General features: G+C 40.8%; 13 protein-coding genes and 1 tRNA gene. 9 read left to right on the top strand and 5 right to left on the bottom strand.

Annotation, left to right across the window (positions count from 1 at the left end):
* The first annotated feature begins 83 nt into the window (after positions 1-83).
* The 3 genes from ABFY09_RS02725 to rep all read left to right on the top strand — a co-directional run bounded on the left by ABFY09_RS02725 (position 84) and on the right by rep (position 5,023).
* Positions 84-1,595, top strand: a complete 1,512-nt coding sequence (locus ABFY09_RS02725; RefSeq protein WP_347982754.1) for a YifB family Mg chelatase-like AAA ATPase — start codon at positions 84-86, stop codon at positions 1,593-1,595.
* Between the two features lie 302 nt (positions 1,596-1,897).
* Positions 1,898-2,827 (top strand): bile acid:sodium symporter family protein, encoded by a 930-nt coding sequence (locus tag ABFY09_RS02720; RefSeq protein WP_347982753.1) that lies wholly within the window; start codon positions 1,898-1,900, stop codon positions 2,825-2,827.
* Positions 2,828-2,974: 147 nt separating this feature from the next.
* Complete coding sequence (gene rep, locus ABFY09_RS02715; RefSeq protein WP_347982752.1) at positions 2,975-5,023, top strand: DNA helicase Rep; 2,049 nt, start codon at positions 2,975-2,977, stop codon at positions 5,021-5,023.
* Between the two features lie 22 nt (positions 5,024-5,045).
* Here rep and ABFY09_RS02710 read toward each other — a convergent pair whose 3' ends face one another.
* A complete protein-coding gene (locus ABFY09_RS02710; protein ID WP_347982751.1) occupies positions 5,046-5,327 on the bottom strand; it encodes a c-type cytochrome in 282 nt (93 codons plus the stop codon).
* A gap of 265 nt (positions 5,328-5,592) precedes the next feature.
* Between ABFY09_RS02710 and ABFY09_RS02705 the strand changes: the two genes are divergently transcribed.
* The 3 genes from ABFY09_RS02705 (at position 5,593) to ABFY09_RS02695 (ending at position 7,466) form a co-directional block, all read left to right on the top strand.
* Positions 5,593-5,669: transfer RNA gene (locus ABFY09_RS02705), tRNA-Arg, on the top strand.
* Between the two features lie 554 nt (positions 5,670-6,223).
* On the top strand, positions 6,224-6,538 hold the full coding sequence (locus tag ABFY09_RS02700; RefSeq protein ID WP_347982750.1) for a helix-turn-helix transcriptional regulator: 315 nt from the start codon (positions 6,224-6,226) through the stop codon (positions 6,536-6,538).
* Positions 6,510-7,466 (top strand): reverse transcriptase family protein, encoded by a 957-nt coding sequence (locus tag ABFY09_RS02695; protein WP_347982749.1) that lies wholly within the window; start codon positions 6,510-6,512, stop codon positions 7,464-7,466. Before ABFY09_RS02700 ends, ABFY09_RS02695 begins: the two co-directional genes overlap by 29 nt.
* Here the strand turns inward: ABFY09_RS02695 and ABFY09_RS02690 are convergent.
* The 4 genes from ABFY09_RS02690 to proX all read right to left on the bottom strand — a co-directional run bounded on the left by ABFY09_RS02690 (position 7,463) and on the right by proX (position 12,561).
* Positions 7,463-8,368, bottom strand: coding sequence for a tyrosine-type recombinase/integrase (locus ABFY09_RS02690; protein WP_347982748.1), 906 nt, complete (start codon positions 8,366-8,368; stop codon positions 7,463-7,465). The genes ABFY09_RS02695 and ABFY09_RS02690 overlap by 4 nt on opposite strands.
* Before the next feature lie 440 nt (positions 8,369-8,808).
* On the bottom strand, positions 8,809-9,075 hold the full coding sequence (locus tag ABFY09_RS02685) for an EexN family lipoprotein (RefSeq protein ID WP_347982747.1): 267 nt from the start codon (positions 9,073-9,075) through the stop codon (positions 8,809-8,811).
* A gap of 499 nt (positions 9,076-9,574) precedes the next feature.
* Positions 9,575-11,290, bottom strand: a complete 1,716-nt coding sequence (gene sulP, locus ABFY09_RS02680; protein WP_347982746.1) for a sulfate permease — start codon at positions 11,288-11,290, stop codon at positions 9,575-9,577.
* A gap of 239 nt (positions 11,291-11,529) precedes the next feature.
* Entirely contained in the window at positions 11,530-12,561 is a 1,032-nt protein-coding gene (gene proX / locus ABFY09_RS02675; protein ID WP_347982745.1) for a glycine betaine/L-proline ABC transporter substrate-binding protein ProX, read from the bottom strand.
* A gap of 810 nt (positions 12,562-13,371) precedes the next feature.
* Here proX and ABFY09_RS02670 point away from each other — a divergent pair.
* From ABFY09_RS02670 to ABFY09_RS02660, 3 genes are all read left to right on the top strand, one after another.
* Complete coding sequence (locus ABFY09_RS02670) at positions 13,372-14,580, top strand: aromatic ring-hydroxylating dioxygenase subunit alpha (RefSeq protein ID WP_347982744.1); 1,209 nt, start codon at positions 13,372-13,374, stop codon at positions 14,578-14,580.
* Positions 14,581-14,829: 249 nt separating this feature from the next.
* A complete protein-coding gene (locus ABFY09_RS02665) occupies positions 14,830-15,765 on the top strand; it encodes a dihydrodipicolinate synthase family protein (protein ID WP_347982743.1) in 936 nt (311 codons plus the stop codon).
* A 14-nt stretch (positions 15,766-15,779) separates the two neighbouring features.
* The gene (locus ABFY09_RS02660; RefSeq protein ID WP_347982742.1) at positions 15,780-17,294 is read left to right on the top strand and encodes an aldehyde dehydrogenase; all 1,515 of its coding nucleotides are present in this window, start codon (positions 15,780-15,782) and stop codon (positions 17,292-17,294) included.
* Positions 17,295-17,381 lie beyond the last annotated feature (87 nt).

The following is a 17,381-nucleotide window of genomic DNA, read 5'->3' as shown; positions in this document are numbered from 1 at the left end:
CGTTCTCACTTCTATAAATACGTTAAAAAAGACAAGCCGGATTGCTTGTGCTATTTAAAACTGACTAAGATCAAGGAGTGATCATGAGTTTAGCGACGATTTACAGCCGTGCACGAGTTGGTGTGGCTTCCCCTTTGGTAACGGTTGAAACGCATATTTCAAATGGTTTGCCTTCCCTCAATATTGTGGGATTGCCTGAAGCGGCAGTTCGAGAAGCAAAAGATCGTGTTCGCAGCGCCATCATCAACAGTCATTTCGAATTTCCTACCCGAAGAGTCACTATTAATCTCGCGCCTGCTGATTTGCCCAAAGAAGGTGGGCGTTATGATTTGGCCATTGCAATTAGTGTGTTAGCGGCCTCAGGCCAATTAGGGGAAGTGAGTTTAGGTGATACCGAGTTTATTGGTGAATTAGCTTTGTCTGGTGATATCCGAGGTGTTCCGGGCTTGCTGCCTTCAGCGATTGCGTGTCAGGAGGCCAACCGTCAATTGATTCTGCCAGAAGACAATCAAGACGAAGCAGCTTTGGTAGAGGGGAATGCGGTTTATGCAAAACACCTCACACAAGTGACCGCACATTTATTAAAAATGAATCCGTTGCCCCATTGTGAATCCAAACCTGTGGCGCCTTTGCCTCTAAACCATAAAGATATGCGCGACGTAAAAGGACAATACCAAGCGCGACGGGCTTTAGAAGTCGCAGCGGCAGGTGGTCATAATCTACTGTTTATTGGTCCTGCTGGCACAGGTAAAACCATGCTGGCGTCGCGCTTACCGAGCATTATGCCTGCAATGACAGAGCAAGAAGCGCTATCTGTTGCATCGGTTCAGTCGGTTGCAGGGCGAAAGATGGGGCTGGATTGGTATTGGTCTGAGCGTCCATTTCGATCACCGCACCATTCTTGTTCGGCTGCGGCTTTGGTCGGTGGCGGTTCGATACCTAAACCGGGAGAAGCGTCTTTGTCCCACAATGGCGTTTTATTTCTAGACGAATTACCAGAATTTGATCGTAAGGTATTAGAAGTTTTAAGAGAACCTCTTGAGAATGGTGAAGTGCATATTTCGCGAGCCCGTGGTCAGGTCACTTTTCCAGCTCGGTTCCAATTAGTCGCCGCAATGAATGCGAGCAATGAAGCTTATACGGGCGGCCAAGACTATTATCAGTCGAATGCGAGCCAAAAATATCTTAAGAAGTTGTCCGCACCCTTTTTGGATCGTATTGATTTACATGTAGAAGTTCCGCCTTTACCCTCGAATGTTTTGGTGAATGCTCAAGAAGAAGGTGAGTGTAGCGCCAGTGTCCGTGAACGTGTTGAGAAAGCTGTTACCAGGCAAAGAGTACGGCAAGGAGTTCAGAACGCTTTGCTAAGTGGTCGTCAATTGGAACAGATCTGTGCATTGAGTGAAGAAGATAAGCATTTTATGCAACAAGCCTTAGAAACCCTGAAACTTTCAGCAAGAGCTTATCATCGGGTGTTAAAAGTGGCCTTAACCTTGGCGGATTTAAACGATTCTCCAGTAACAAGAGCACACCTTATGGAGTCTTTGAGTTATCGAAAAATGGAGAAAACGCTCGCGAGCGCTGTGTCTTCTTAGTTGCTTTTATTGTGAGAGCTTTGATTTTTGATATGTTGTATTTTGCATTAGAGGTGCTTTTTGAGTTTTAACATTACTTAAAGGATGAATAAAAACTGTTTCAAATAGTTTCATTTCGTTACAATTCTTCGCCCGTTTTTTAAATCGACATGACAGCTTTGTTTTTCTTCAATATGAGTTGTGAGAAAAGCTGTGAGCAAAAGTCGTTGAATGGGTTTTCTGGTTTCTTCGAATAATAATGAAATGCTTACTTAAGTGCCTTATTAGGTGTGAATCAGTTTGCATAAATGGAGTTTCATCTTATGGTTATCCAGCTTTTTCCTCTTTGGGCGATACTGCTTTCTGCCCTTGCTTTTTTTCAGCCTGATTTATTCGTTGGGCTGAAGACTCAAATTGTCCCTCTGCTTATGATTATTATGCTAGCGATGGGGTTAACATTAAGTCCAAAAGACTTTAAACAAGTATTGAAAAGCAGAAAAGCCGTTGCTGTCGGCGTTTTATTGCAGTTCTTGGTGATGCCAATTGCGGCGTTCGCTGTGGCTATGGCGTTTGGATTTGATACCGAATTAACTGTCGGTATGTTGTTGGTTGGTAGTGTGGCCGGCGGAACCTCGTCGAATGTCATGTGTTACTTAGCGAAAGGTGACACCGCGCTATCTATTTCTATGACAGCCATTTCCACTCTATTGGGTGTAGTACTAACGCCTTTCCTTGTTTCTTTAATGATTGGGACCAGTGTTGATGTGCCGGTTTCTTCTATGTTGATCAGCCTCTTTAAAATTGTCTTGTTGCCAGTGGCTGCTGGTGTGGTGATTAACACACTTTTCTCGAAAGTTATCCGCAAAGCAGAAGTGGTTTTTCCTTATATTTCCATGTTCGCCATTGTGTTGATCATTGCGATTGTGGTGGCATTGAGCTCCTCCAAGTTAGTGGAAGTGGGACTTGTGGTTGCTGCTGCCGTTATTATTCACAATACGATTGGTTTGATCCTTGGTTATTGGGTGACATATTTACTCGGATTTGATTCTCGAGTTTGCCGAACTATCGCATTTGAAGTTGGCTTGCAAAACTCTGGCTTGGCAGCGGCGCTAGCTGTGAAATTCTTTACGCCTTTGTCTGCTTTGCCTGGCACACTTTTCAGTGTATGGCACAACATTTCTGGATCATTGTTGGCAAGTTATTGGAGCCGACGAGCAGTAAAGAGCGCAACGTATAAAGATTCGTCTAATTAAAAATAGGCTGTCTTGTACTCAAAAAGGGATGCGATTTCGTATCCCTTTTTTTATGGCTGAGTACTTTTTCTGTCGTGCGGCTGAAGTTGATCTCAGGTACACTTGAGGTCGTTTTTTTAATTCCCTTTTTTTAGCCAGAGTCTTGTCATGAGTGAGCCGCTTCCATCCATATCCCAACGTCTTCGAAGTTTGAACGAACGTCAGCTAGACGCGGTGAAACAAATTGATGGGCCGCTGCTTGTGTTGGCTGGCGCAGGTTCAGGGAAAACCAGCGTAATCACCACGAAAATTGCTTATCTGATTCAAACTTGTGGTTTTAAAGCGAACAGTATTATTGCTGTTACCTTTACTAATAAAGCCGCGCGTGAGATGAAAGAGCGTGTCGTGAGCATTCTGTCTAAGCCCGAAAGCCGAGGTTTGAGCATTTCCACCTTCCATAATTTGGGGTTGCGTATTTTACGTCGTGAATACCGCCGCGCAGGTTTAAAAGAGGGCTTCACTTTATTCGACTCGCAAGACTCTCTTAGCTTAGTAAAAGAGATCCTCGACAAAGAATTTAATGGCCAAACAGACTCTGCGGCTTATTGTCAAAATACGATTTCCAATTGGAAAAATGACCTTACCACGCCACAAGAAGCCATGACCAATGCTGACACAGAAGAGTTTTTATTGGCGGCTCAAGTCTATGCGCAATATCAGCGTTATTTGCGAGCGTACAACGCGGTAGACTTCGACGATTTGATTCTGTTGCCTGTGAGTTTGTTAATGTCAGACGACGAATTACGAGAGCGTTGGCAAAAAAAAGTACGCTATTTGCTGGTGGACGAGTGTCAGGATACCAATGCCAGTCAATATGAATTGATTCGTTTGTTGGCAGGTTATCGACGTTGTTTCACTTTGGTAGGAGACGATGACCAATCTATTTACGCTTGGCGTGGCGCTCGCCCTGAAAACTTAGAGCGCTTATCCACAGATTACCCGAACTTAAAACTGGTGAAGCTTGAGCAAAACTACCGCTCAACAAAAACCATCTTGAAAGCCGCTAATACCTTGATCGCTAATAACCCGCACATCTACGACAAAGCCCTATGGAGTGACCTTGGTGTAGGTGATCCTATTCGCGTCATGGTGACTCGTAATGAAGATTCTGAAGCGGAGCGCGTGGCGGCTGAGATACAAACACGCCATTTGCGTCATGATATTCCATACCGTGATTTTGCTGTGTTATATCGAGGAAATCATCAGGCGCGCTTGTTGGAGATTAAGCTTCAAGCCTATCGGATTCCTTATAAAATGAACGGTGGTACATCCTTTTTCTCTCGCGCTGAAATCAAAGATTTAATGGGCTATTTACGCCTTCTTGTAAACCCAGCAGATGACAATGCTTTCTTGCGAGTAGTGAACTTGCCGCGCCGTGAAATTGGCCCAGCGACACTGGAAAAAGTCGGTAATGTGGCAACAGACCGTAACGTCAGCTTGTTTGAAGCTTGTGGTTACAAAGACATAGAAGAGAGCGTAACAGGGCGATCATTAAAAAGCTTACAAGATTTTGAAAGTTGGATGTCTACATTGCGACGACGTTTAGAAGGCGCTTCGCCAGTTCCTGTTATTGAGCAGATGATCCACGACATGGATTATTACGGCTGGATTCAAGAGCAGAGTTCATCCACCAAAGCTGCTGAACGTCGCATTGAAAACGTTCGATTCTTATTAGACTCGATTCAACGCATGATGGAATCTGCATGGGAAGAAGACGAAACTGCAGGATTGGATCAAGCCATCAGTAAGCTTCTTTTGATCGATATGTTAGAGCGCCAAGAAGAAGAGGAAGACGAAGATAAGGTTCAGCTGCTCACGCTTCATGCCTCAAAAGGGTTGGAATATCCGCATGTTTTTTTAATTGGTTGTGAAGAAGAACTTTTGCCGCATCGTAACAGTATAGAAAACGACGATATCGAAGAAGAACGTCGTCTTGCTTATGTTGGTATTACCCGTGCGAAGAAAACCTTGTGCATCACGCTGGCTGCGAAACGTCGACAATACGGTGAGGAAATAGACTGTTTACCAAGCCGCTTTTTAGATGAGTTACCAGAAGAAGACCTTGTTTGGGAAGGTCGAGGTGATGAGACTGAAAGTGTTAAAAAAGAGCGTGGCCAAGCGTCATTATCCGCTCTAAAAGCCATGTTAAACGACTAATCAAAGTCTGTTTTGATTTTTGTTAACTTTGACTGTTATCTATCATGTATTGAATGGTGTTTTGCATTTCAGTATCACTACAATCAAAACATAACCCTTTTGGCGGCATTGCATTAATACCTTTTGTCGCATTCATCAATAATGTATCCATGCCTTTTTCAATATGAGGTAACCAATCGGCTTGGCTGCCAAACTTCGGCGCATTTGCCACACCGCTAGCATGACAAGCAATACAATAAGTATTGTATATTTGATCAGCTGGGCGCTCGGCTTGAGCCGTCAAACTCACTAGAGAAGTCATCATTAGGCAAGCTGAGAAAGAGAAGCGGCAGATACAAAAAAATATATTCACAAGGGAGCTCTAAAGAAAAAGTTTAAGTCATTATAGCAGTCAATGTACTTATACGTGGAGTGTTTAACGATGGATTGGAAAGCATACAAAAATCACTTTATCACTCCAAATTGCTATTAATACTGGAATCCTAAACAATTTCCTTTAGAATACGCACTCCATTTCTTGCTGGCTTTGTTATTCCTCGATAGGACAAAACTACCTTCGCCACAGACATGCGCCCGTAGCTCAGCTGGATAGAGCGTCGCCCTCCGGAGGCGAAGGCCGGAGGTTCGAATCCTCTCGGGCGTGCCATTTATATTTTCATCAAGCCCTTATACCAAGCCGTTTTTAACGTAACTCAATTGATTGTTGTTTTTTCTGTGCCTACAAAATGGCTACAGAAGTTTTTTTGACTTCTTTAGTTTTTTAATCTAGTGTTTATGGCAGTGTTATTTACGGATGAAATCGTCATAAAACTGAAGCTAAGCTTCGCGGGAAGGTAGCTTCCTAAAATTTTTCCACGCACACCTGCTGCTGTATCCTTGTCAGTACAGGAATGAGCATGGAATAACTGGCACACGTGGGCGACCCGTGTGCAGAGACGGGGACATATTCTGGTTACATCCACTGCTTGATTTGGGCGAGCTTATGCAATTTCGCATAGGTTATTAAGCAGGAGGCATAACATGTCACAATTATTAGATAACACCAACCAGAAAGTCGTTAAGAAAAAGAACCGAATTAAAACTGTCTTGTGGAAAGTTTTTAAATTTTTTATTTTAAAAACAATTAAATTTCTACTATGGTGGTTTTTTGATGGGGACGCTTCTTAGCGGCCGTCCCTAGTTTAATTTTTAGGTATTTTAATGATAAACAAAGCTATAAAACTTCTTCGTCAGTACCATGACTATAGCATATTAGAAGTATCTAATTTACTTGAAATTGATTCATCGATCATTCGAAAGCTTGAGAGTGGAGAAAAACCACTAACACATGATGTCTTAAGTAAATATTCTAATGGTTTTGATATTCCTATATCCGCATTAATTTTCATCTCTGAATCTGCTAATCGTAAAAGCCAAAAAAGTAATTTTTCTGTAAGACTAAAGGAACAAGTCGCTGATAAAGCCCTTAAAATAATGGAGTGGGTTGTTGAAAAAGAAAATAAATCCAAAGCTTAAGATAAATACAAAGAAAAAATCATACCCTCTTGACCAAAGTCCATTTTATTTTTTAAGAAGTAAGAAGAAACTTGCAGAGCTTTTCGGAGTTGTTCTTCATGATTTATTGATAATATCTAAAGATACATCTACTTATTACCATGAATTTAGTACTACTAAAAATGGTAAGTCTAGGATGGTTCAAGAGCCGATAAGAAAGCTTAAGTTTATCCATAATAAAATTGCCAGTTTTTTGTGTAGAATTGAAGTTCCTGATTACCTTCATTCAGGGGTTAAACACCGCTCAAATATTACAAATGCAGCAGTTCATGCTAATGATCAAAAATTATTAACGGCTGATATAAAATCGTATTTTGAAAGTACGAAACGGGATAAAGTATTTGATTTTTATCGATCCCATTTAAAGTGTTCTGCTGATATAGCTGAAATACTAACGAACTTGTCTTGTGTAAAGGGTCATATACCAACGGGAAGTCAAATTAGCATGCCTCTTGCTTACTGGGCTAATATGGGAATGTTTAATGATTTTATGAATTTGTCATTGAAACATGACGTTATAATGACTGTGTATGTTGACGATATTACTTTTTCAGGGCAGCAGATAAATAAACTATTTTTATCTACTTTAAGAAAGATTGCAGTGCGGCATTCGCATAATTTACATCCTAATAAATCAAAGATATATTCAAAAGAGTCTGTGAGGGTTGTGACAGGGGTTGCTATAAATAAAGATTCTTTGTTGATTACAAATGCTCAGCATGCAAAATTATATGAAGGATTTAGTTTAGTGAAATCTTTGAAAGGTGTTCCTTTTTCTAGTGATTCATCCACTGCTCAGAGCTTGTTAGGCCGTTTATATGCTCTCTCTTCTATTGATCCTAAAATGAAAGAGCGAGCTAAAACGCTGAAATCTTCTTTGCTTAACTAATAAGCTAAAGGATTAAATTTCTCTGCATCTTTTAAATGTTCAGGTGCTAAGTGGGCATATCTCATCGTCATTGTAATGGTTGAGTGTCCAAGAATTTTTTGCAATGTCAGTATGTTTCCACCGTTCATTATGAAATGGCTTGCAAAGCTATGCCTAAGAACGTGAGATGATTGCCCTTGAGGCAGCTTTATACTCGTAGTTTTCAGGTATTTTCTGAAAGATTTTATACAATCGAAGAATCGACCATGATTTTGCATATGTTCTTCAAGTTGCTTGAATAGAGTGTCATTTATTGGAATAGAGCGATTTTTTCCACTTTTTGTATCAGTGAAATCTACCTGACCATTCCTAATATTTTTCGCTGTTAGTCCTTCCGCTTCTCCCCACCTTGCACCAGTTGATAGACACACTCTTGTTATAAGGGAAACGTGCTCATTACCAATCTTATCTAGGGTAGATAACAGCTCTTCGATTTGTTCTGACGTTAGCCAGCTCAATTCTTTTTCACTGATTTTGATAGGGCGTACACCCTTTAACGGATTGCTGTAATCAATTGTCTGGGTGCGTTCCAATTCATTAAAAACGGCATTGAGGTAGCCTAATTCGTTGTTGCATGTTTTAGGTGTGACACCTGATTCAATCCTACTAGATCGTTCAATCATATAGCTGGTAGGGTTAACCTTTTTAGCAATAGGGGAGCCTAATCTACGGTCTAAATTCCTAAGCGTTCTTACTCGCTGGCTGGCACCTTTTAGATAACGCCCATGGGACTCAAACCATATATCAATTAACTCACTTAGTTTTCGGCTGTCTTCTTTTGATGGGTTCCAATCTTTGTCTTCAAAGGATTTATTGAGAACATATTTTTCAAAGCGTTGTGCTTCTATGTGGACTTTCCTCACGTACTGGACTCTGATGACATCGTTTTGAATATTTCACAGAGTCATAAAGTGTTACCAGTATTGCTCAAGCAAGTGACCTCGTTACTAACAAACGGTCTATTTCAACGGTCGCACGAGTCAATGATGGTGAAACGATTGCATTAGGTGGTCTTATATCTAACGAGACGAGAAAGTTCATTACAGGCGTTCCAGTATTGATGAATATTCCTTATCTAGGACAACTTTTTAAATCAGAAAGTGAAAGTAATTTACAGAAAGAATTAATGGTATTTATTAAAACGATGCTACTTTGATGTAATAGCCCCCTATCTCCTTGCCACGCAGTGGTCTTGGGGATAGGGGACTATTACAGTATCTATTAGAATAGAGCTGTAATGAGTAATTAGAAAACCTATAGTCTTTTTATTATGCTCATTGCAACTCGTTAATGTTCATTACTACTACCCTTTTTCTTTATCTAGTGATGAATAATCAACTTTGAATCCTTCACCAAACATTACTTTATCTTTCAACTTTGAACTTGCTTCAAGTGAATTAATACAATTCTCATCTGTCATGGCTTTTCCTGGATTGTTCTTACAATAAGCCATCTTCAATTCTAAAGCGTCTTCATTATCAAGATAAAATTGAACGGTTTTTACTTCTTCCTTGGGACTACATGCGATTAAAAAAACAGCCAAAGTTGAAGTCGCAATAAGTTTGTACATAGGTAATTCCTTTTTATGTTGGTTTTATATTGAAAGACAGTGTGTCACCTTCAATAGTAATCTTTTCTTGATGAAGTTTTTTAGTCATAGAAGCTAGAGTTTATGCAAATGTATCTTGTTCGAAACATTCGAAAATTAGTCAGCTAGTTAAATGACTATATTAACTTATAATGGTTGGCTACATCATGTCTACAGAATAGAGTAGTTATGAGTAGTTATGAGTAGTTATGAGTAGTTATGAGTAGTTATGAGTAGTTATGAGTAGTTATGAGTAGTTATGAGTTGTAATGATTACTTAGAAAGCCCATAACCCTTTTACTATGCTCATTGCAGCTCGTTGATGTTCATTGCTGTACATGTTAAAAGGGTTCGAATCCTCTCGGGCGTGCCATTTTTTCAGTAACTAAGACTGCACGTAATAAATAAAGGTTACTCTAGTCAGCAAATATAGTGTCGATTTTTTACTCTTCGCATTCTTATTACTACTCTGATGTAGAAACTATTTATCTTCTAGCTCTTTGATGGCTTCATGCTGGCTAATGAAAATCTTCCCATTAAGACGCTCGATCAAAGTAGAGTCTTTTAGCCTGTCCATAATTGGGCCTTTCACCTCTGATAAATGCAGTTTTACTCCTGAATCTTTTAATCTATCTACTATTTTCTCTAAACTTTGCAAGGCGCTGGCATCAATCATATTGATGGCAGTACACATCAGGACCAGATGTTTTATTTCTCTATTTTGGGAAACCAAGTATTGCAACCTTTCCTCGAACACACGTGCGTTGGCAAAAAATAGATTCTCATCGATCCGTACTGTCAAAATGGTAGGGTGAGTTTCCACAGCAAAACGCTGCACATTACGATAGTGCTCCGTTCCCGGTAAGCGGCCGACAATCGCAATATGAGGATGGCTGGTGTGCCATAGGAAAAATAAGATCGAAAGCACTACACCAACAATCAATCCCGTCTCCATGCCTTCTACCATAACCACACTAAAAGTGATGACCAGCAAGCTGGCTTCTTTCTTAGAGAATCGCCATAAATCTTTAAGGTCGGCCACACTGACTAATTGCAACATTGAAAGAGAGATAATCGCAGCGAGAATCGCTTTAGGTAGGTAATAAAATAAGGGTGTTAAAAATAACAGAGTCAGCAAAATAAAGAGGGCGGAAATAATGCCTGTCATTGGGCTAGTAGAGCCACAATCGACGTTTAACACGGTACGCGAAAACCCTCCAGTCACTGGAAATGCTCCGCAAGCCGCGGAGCCAATATTGGCAAGACCTAAACCAACTAACTCTTGGTTCGGGTCTATGTCTTGTCGTCGTTTAGCAGCGAATGATTGAGCAACGGAGACGGAACCAATAAAACCGACAATACTAATAAGCACAGCACTTGGCAGCAGCTCTTTTATTAGTTGCCAGTTAAGTTGCTGAAAGTTCAGCCCGAAAGGCGTACTCGGCACGGCGCCGATAATACTCACGCCTACTTTATCTAAAGACAACCAAGCAACCGTGAATGTGGTTAATATCACCACTAGGACGGGGCCTGATTTTCCGAACAGTTGCACATATTGTTCAGAGCAACCGCATTTTTCTAGAAAGAGAGCAAAATAGCGACGCATTATAAGCAATGCAGTGATGGCGGTGGCGCTTAAGATTAGCGTTGGAATATTCACCTCTGCAACATGGTCATAAAGACTGTGTACCAAGGGAAGCAAGGTATTTCCTGTCGATTCTATACCTAATAAGTATTTAATTTGACCGATGACAATGAGCAAAGCAGACGCACTGATAAACCCAGAAATAACAGGATGGCTAAGCAGGTTAGTTAAAAAGCCGAGCTTTAATAAGCTTAATACCAGTAAAAATACTCCAGACATAAAGGTTAGCAGTATGGCAATGGTGACGTAATGTTCGCTGCCTGCGGTGGCAAAAGGCAAAATCGCTGAGGCGGTCATGACTGAGGTAAGTGCAACTGGACCAACAGCTAATGAGCGGCTGGTGCCAAACAAAGAATACAAAATAGAAGGTAAAATACTGGCGTATAAACCTGTAATGGCAGGCAGGCCGACTAGCATAGCGTAGGCTAAACTTTGTGGGATGACCATGATGGTGAAAATTAGGCTGGCCACGGTATCGTTCTTAAACGATGTTGTATTATAGGTTTTTAGCCACTCGCTGGCAGGGAGATATTTAGCAAGTTTAGAGGTCATAGATTAAGCTCAAAAGTCTTCGAGAGTAAAAGAATATGTCATCCTAGATGTGACAAAAATGCAGAGAGATAGACTTATAGAAAAATTAAAGTCGCTGATTTATAAATAGTTAGGAAGGGAGAGTATAGGGCTTTATCACTAGTCTTTATGAGGTCCAAAATTATATACAAAGAGCGTCTCTATTGAGACGCTTTTTGTATTTATGAATGGCCTAAACAGCATCTAAACTTACAAATTAGCTACTTTTTTGCCGCAGCTCTCGCCTCAGATAACCACTCTTCGAAAATCTCAGTATTTTCTGCAATCCAGTCATCGACATGCTTATTGATCGCCTTGTCGCTTTTTTCGCCGTCTTGAATTAAAGAGTTCTCTTTATTAACGTCATTTATATCGATCGTTGCTAGCTCAAAGAATCGTTTTGCAGCAGGGTTATCATCAAGAAATTCATTGTTTGCCATGATACGCACTGTGTTAACTGTAAAACCAAGTGTTTTTCCTGGTATTTCTTTTCCATCTTCATCTGGAATGGTTAACCAAGTTGATTCTTTTCCAGGGACAAGCAGGCTATTGACCCACATTGGTGTCCAAGTGAAATAAAGTACTGGTTTGCCTTGGCGGAAACGAGCAATAGTATCTGCCATTAATGCAACATAGACGCCTTGTCTATGAGTAACGGTATCGCGCAAATCTAGATTGTCTAAATGTTGTTCTATGAGAGTTTCGCATCCCCATCCTGGGTTGCAGCCAGTAAGGTCTGCTTTACCATCGCCGTCCATATCAAATAAAGCGGCAATCTCTGGGTCTTTAAGTTGTGTCACACTGGTTATGCCATAGGCGTCAGCGGTTTTTTTATCAATAAGTAGGCCTTGAGCTGCATTGCCTACTAAGGCGCCGAAACGAGTGTTTACATCATCGCCACCGGCTCTTTCGTAATAGTCATTATGCAAAGGATCCCAATGAACAGGCATATAATCAGCATCACCTTGACCAACGGATACGTGTGCAATTGTTGGATCGGCTTCCAAGGTTCTTTTTACTTTATAGCCTAATTTCTCTAGCCCTTTTTTGATGATGCCGTCTTGGAATTGTGTGTTTTGATTACCAAAACCGATTGGTGTGACCGTAACGCCATCACCAGGAAGCTCATCACTCGCATTAGCATGAAAGGATGAAAAAGCGAGCCCAACACATAGAGTGCCGATGGCAAATTTGCTCAAAATTTTATTTGATACGGTTTTATTATCTGATTGAACTAGGTATTTCAATGACATATGAACCTCTTTTTTTAAGTTTAATTTAAATAATCTCTGTTATTTCCTTATTCTTGTATCTGTTTTTAATTACTAAAGTTAATATTCTTTATTTGTTAGAAAGAGCTAGCTTCCTTCTAGTTAGTAGGAAAAATACTTATATTTCTTACTAAAGATCATTAAGTGAAACTATCAGGCAGTAGCTGCATTCAAAGGTTAAACTATCCTCAAGTTAACGTGTTTTAAGAGTACAGTCCAACTACAAAAAATAATATGTCATTGATGACTTTTGGTTATTAACGACTTTTAATCTAGAGTTGCGTTGGTTTTGAAGTCAAGTGTTAGCTTAACTCGGTCAGTTGTACATAGTTGATATACAAAACTGATTTTAGTTTTGTATACATGATGATGCGGAAGAATCTGCACGTGGTTTTCTTGAATTTCCCCAAATTTCGCAGCATTAGATAATAATCGTTTTTAAATAGAAAATCGTATCAATGCAACAGGAAACGCTTCGATTATGTGTTGGTAGTGTTTTGCTGAATTTGGTGATATCTTAATAAAATCAATGATTTATGCTTTTTTTTTCATCTCCTCGGAAATTTTTTAAAAAATTCAAATAACCTGAAGTTCTTAATGTTCCCAAAAAAAGGTCGTTTTGCCCTCAGAGGAGCTAGGCCTAAACTTGAAATTTCGTGGGAAATGACACACGCCTAAGCTTATTAAAGTAATACTAGATTTACATCGGCTAATGGAAATTTAGTTTTTCTAATGCTTTCTAGCCTGAGTATTGGGTATCACTTCCGATTTAATATATTACGGAGTAATGCAATGAGTAGCCAAAAATCTATCTTAGACTTGATCAATGAGCGTAAACCACAGCACGCTCTTAGTCGTGAGCTATACACAGATGAAGCGGTTTATCAGGAAGAGCTAGAGCATATTTGGCACAAGGAATGGATTTTTGCCGGTCATACTTTTGAAATCGTAAAACCTGGTGAATACATTACTCTACAAGTAGGTAACTACCCAGTAATGGTTGTACGTGATGACTCGGGGCAAGTAAAAGCATTTCATAATGCCTGTAGACATCGTGGGTCTCGTATTTGTAAAAATGCCAAAGGTAAGAGTGCTAAGTTAGTTTGCCCTTATCACAAATGGACATTTGGCTTAGATGGTAAGCTACTATTTGCAGGTAACATGGGTGAAAGTTTTGATAAATCTGATCATGGTTTAAATAGCGTCCATTGTGAAGTCGTCAATAGCTATATTTATATTTGCGTTGCAGATAATGCGCCAGACTTTGAGCCATTCCGAGAAACAGTGAGTACTTTCACTACGCCACACTATCTTGATGATTGCAAAGTAGCCTTTGAGTCGAACTTGATTGAGAAAGGCAACTGGAAGTTGGTTTTTGAAAATAACCGGGAGTGTTATCACTGTGATGGTAGCCACCCTGAACTATTGAATTCATTTGTTGAGAATTTATCTGTGGCGGGAGTGGGTGGCGAAGAAGATCCTGAACTAGTAGAACATTGGAATAAATGTGAAGCAGCAGGACTTCCTAGTCGGTTAGTCATGGATGAGAATGGCCAATATCGTATGACACGTATCCCCCTATCTGCAAAGGCTGTTAGTTACACTATTTCTGGCAAGCCAGCTATAAATATGCGTTTAGATAAATCTGGTGTAGAAGATATTGGTGCTTTGCTCTACTTCTTGTATCCCTCCACATGGAACCATTTTTTAGGTGATCATGCATTGAGTTTCCGTATTCTACCTTTGAGCTCTGGTGAAACATTAGTAACGACTAAGTGGCTAGTTCCTAAAGAGGCGCAAGAGGGGGTGGACTATGATCTCGACACTCTGACAAAAGTATGGCTCGCTACAAATGATCAGGATAGAGAGCTAGTAGAAGAGACATATAGAGGGGTTCAATCTCCGGCTTATGTTCCAGGACCCTTCTCCGAAGTTGCTGAAAATGGTGTGTGCCAATTTGTTGACTGGTACTGCAAAACCATGGCGCAACGTCTTAGTTAATATCCTCTAACTTTTTAGTATTTAATGCGGCCTATATGGCCGCATTTTTTTTGTCTTTATTGCATTTTTATGTCCTCAAATCGTTTTTTTGGTCATTTTTGATAACGACATGTTAGGAATGAAGCCAATAAAAGATTGATTGTGGGCATATTGGATTAGTCGGTAACATTTCTTAAACAAGAGTCTGACATTACCCAGTAACCTCGTTGCGTAAATTGAATTACAACGACTTAAAGATGAGAGAATAAAATGAAATTTGAAGGTATATACACTCCTGTCATCACACCATTTCGTGATGACAGTTCTATTGATTTTGATGCTTATCTTACGCATATCAACCACCTAATTGAGTCGGGTGTTCATGGTTTAATGATTGGGGGAACAACAGGCGAATATTATGTTGAAAGCCATGACGAGCGTGTTGAACTCCTATCAGAAGCTAGAAAGGTCGTTGGCGACAAAGCACAAATAATCTTTGGTACAGGTTCTTTAGACCCGAAAGCGTCACTGAAACTGGCGGAAGATGGCGCCAAAAATGGTGCAGATGCATTGTTAATAGCAACGCCTCCTTATTCTCTACCGACCCAGCGTGAATTGTCATTACATGCTTTGTCAATTGATCGGGCTGCCAATTTACCTGTCATGCTTTACAACTACCCAGACCGCATGGGCGTTAACATGGAAGAAGAGTTTCTAGACCGTGTATGCCAATCAAAAAATTTCTGCGGTATTAAAGAAAGTTCCGGTGATATTAACCGTTTGCATATGTTGCTTCGTGATTATCCTCATATCCAAACATCTTGTGGTATGGATGATCAGGCGCTTGAGTTTTTTGCTTGGGGCGCACGCAGTTGGGTATGTGCAGGATCTAATTTCTTACCAAAAGAACACATCGCATTATACGAAGCTTGTGTGCTTGAAAACGACTTTGAAAAAGGACGACGCATTATGTCTTCTATGCTTCCACTAATGCGTGTTCTTGAGCAAGGTGGCAAGTTTATCCAGTCCGTTAAATATGGCGTTACGCTAGATGGCCGTTTTGCAGGCACTGTGCGTAAGCCGTTACGCGGTTTGAATAAAGATGATAAACGTCAAATGGAACAGGTTGTACGCACTTTGAAAACGACAATCGCCAGTATTCTTGATGAGACGTCTTCCAAAACATCCACCAAAGCGAAAAAGTAAGCTGGAGAGCAAACATGTCAAATCTATTAACGTTACAAGAATACCAAGCGATTGCTGGTTCATTGACTCTGCCAACAATGTCGTTTATCGACGGTAAATTCCGACCTGCCGCTTTAGGTAAAACCTTCGCAACAGTAAACCCAGCTACAGGTGACCATTTAGCCGACATTTCAGCGTGTGCAAAAGAAGATGTGGATTTTGCCGTGGAGAAAGCACGCGAGTCATTTGACGATGGGCGCTGGAGCCAACTGCACCCAAATGAACGTAAAAAAGTGCTGCTCAAGTTATCTAAATTGGTGTTACGCAATCGCCATGAATTAGCGGTTATGGAAAGTTTGGATTCAGGCAAACCCATTGCGGATTGTGAGAACTTAGACATTGAAGAGTTCATACACATTATGAATTGGCATGCTGAATTAGCCGATAAAATCTACGACCAAACCGCGCCAGTTGGCAATGATGCCATGTCTATGATTGTACGCGAACCTGTCGGTGTGGTTGGTGCTGTTTTGCCGTGGAACTTCCCTCTATTGATGTTGGTTTGGAAAATTGCACCGGCACTTTCTGCTGGCTGTTCTATGGTGATCAAACCAGCGGAGCAAACCTCTTTAACCGCTCTTCGTATTGCAGAACTTGCCTCTGAAGCTGGTCTTCCACGTGGGGTGTTAAACATCGTCACTGGAGGCGCTGAAACGGGTGAGTCATTAGGTCTGCATATGGATGTGGATATGATTACTTTTACTGGGTCTACGGTGACAGGTCGTCGTTTCCTACGTTACTCAGCTGACTCAAATATGAAAAAAATTGTGCTTGAGTTAGGCGGGAAAAACCCATGCATTGTATTGGATGATGCGGAAAATATTGATTACGTGGCTCAACAAGTATGCGCCGCTGCTTTTTGGAATATGGGAGAGAACTGTTCTGCCGCTTCTCGCCTAATTGTTCAAGCAGGTATCAAAGACAAATTACTTGAACGAGTCAAAGCTCATTCTCGTGAGTGGCGAGTAGGTAACCCTCTTGATCCTCAAAATGCATTAGGTGCCATGATTGATAGCGGGCATTTTAGCAAAGTGACAAGCTTTCTAGAGAAAGGCAAACAAGCTGGATACGATGTCTTGATAGGCGGTGACACAATGGATGGAACCTATATACAGCCTACCATTTTTGATGGTGTAGCCAACTCTGATGAGTTAGCACGTGAAGAAATCTTTGGCCCTGTTCTATCTGTGATCACAGTCAATAGCTATGAAGAAGCGTTACAAGTGGCCAATGACACCGAATATGGCTTAGCGGCTTCCGTTTTTACAGCCAATGCTAAGAAAGCGATTCGTGCTGCTAAAGAGATTAAAGCCGGTACTGTGACTGTGAATTGCTTTGGCGAAGGAGATGTCACTACACCGTTTGGTGGTTATAAACAATCTGGCTTTGGTGGGCGTGATAACTCCATTCATGCCCATGACCAATACACGGAATTAAAAACAGTCTGGATTGATCTAAGCGACCATGTCGTAGACGGCGCAATCGACTAAACCTCAAGCGTTGATTGTGCGGAACTCCTCTTCAAGTTTCTTAATGAAGAGGAGGGCTACCTTCCCGTATCTATTTATTCGGCCTTC

The sequence above is a fragment of the Marinomonas sp. 5E14-1 genome (assembly GCF_039939215.1).
Taxonomy (GTDB): Bacteria; Pseudomonadota; Gammaproteobacteria; order Pseudomonadales; family Marinomonadaceae; genus Marinomonas.
Note: the sequence above shows the minus strand (reverse complement) of the source record. Positions and strands in the feature narration are given on the sequence as shown.

Excerpts from the sequence above, each read along its gene's own strand:
- ABFY09_RS02665 (WP_347982743.1), top strand. The coding sequence starts at position 14,830 with ATGAAATTTGAAGGTATATACACTCCTGTCATCACACCATTTCGTGAT.
- ABFY09_RS02685 (WP_347982747.1), bottom strand. The coding sequence starts at position 9,075 with ATGTACAAACTTATTGCGACTTCAACTTTGGCTGTTTTTTTAATCGCA.
- ABFY09_RS02725 (WP_347982754.1), top strand. The coding sequence starts at position 84 with ATGAGTTTAGCGACGATTTACAGCCGTGCACGAGTTGGTGTGGCTTCC.
- rep (WP_347982752.1), top strand. The coding sequence starts at position 2,975 with ATGAGTGAGCCGCTTCCATCCATATCCCAACGTCTTCGAAGTTTGAAC.
- ABFY09_RS02710 (WP_347982751.1), bottom strand. The coding sequence starts at position 5,327 with ATGATGACTTCTCTAGTGAGTTTGACGGCTCAAGCCGAGCGCCCAGCT.
- ABFY09_RS02670 (WP_347982744.1), top strand. The coding sequence starts at position 13,372 with ATGAGTAGCCAAAAATCTATCTTAGACTTGATCAATGAGCGTAAACCA.
- ABFY09_RS02700 (WP_347982750.1), top strand. The coding sequence starts at position 6,224 with ATGATAAACAAAGCTATAAAACTTCTTCGTCAGTACCATGACTATAGC.
- ABFY09_RS02720 (WP_347982753.1), top strand. The coding sequence starts at position 1,898 with ATGGTTATCCAGCTTTTTCCTCTTTGGGCGATACTGCTTTCTGCCCTT.
- proX (WP_347982745.1), bottom strand. The coding sequence starts at position 12,561 with ATGTCATTGAAATACCTAGTTCAATCAGATAATAAAACCGTATCAAAT.
- ABFY09_RS02660 (WP_347982742.1), top strand. The coding sequence starts at position 15,780 with ATGTCAAATCTATTAACGTTACAAGAATACCAAGCGATTGCTGGTTCA.
- sulP (WP_347982746.1), bottom strand. The coding sequence starts at position 11,290 with ATGACCTCTAAACTTGCTAAATATCTCCCTGCCAGCGAGTGGCTAAAA.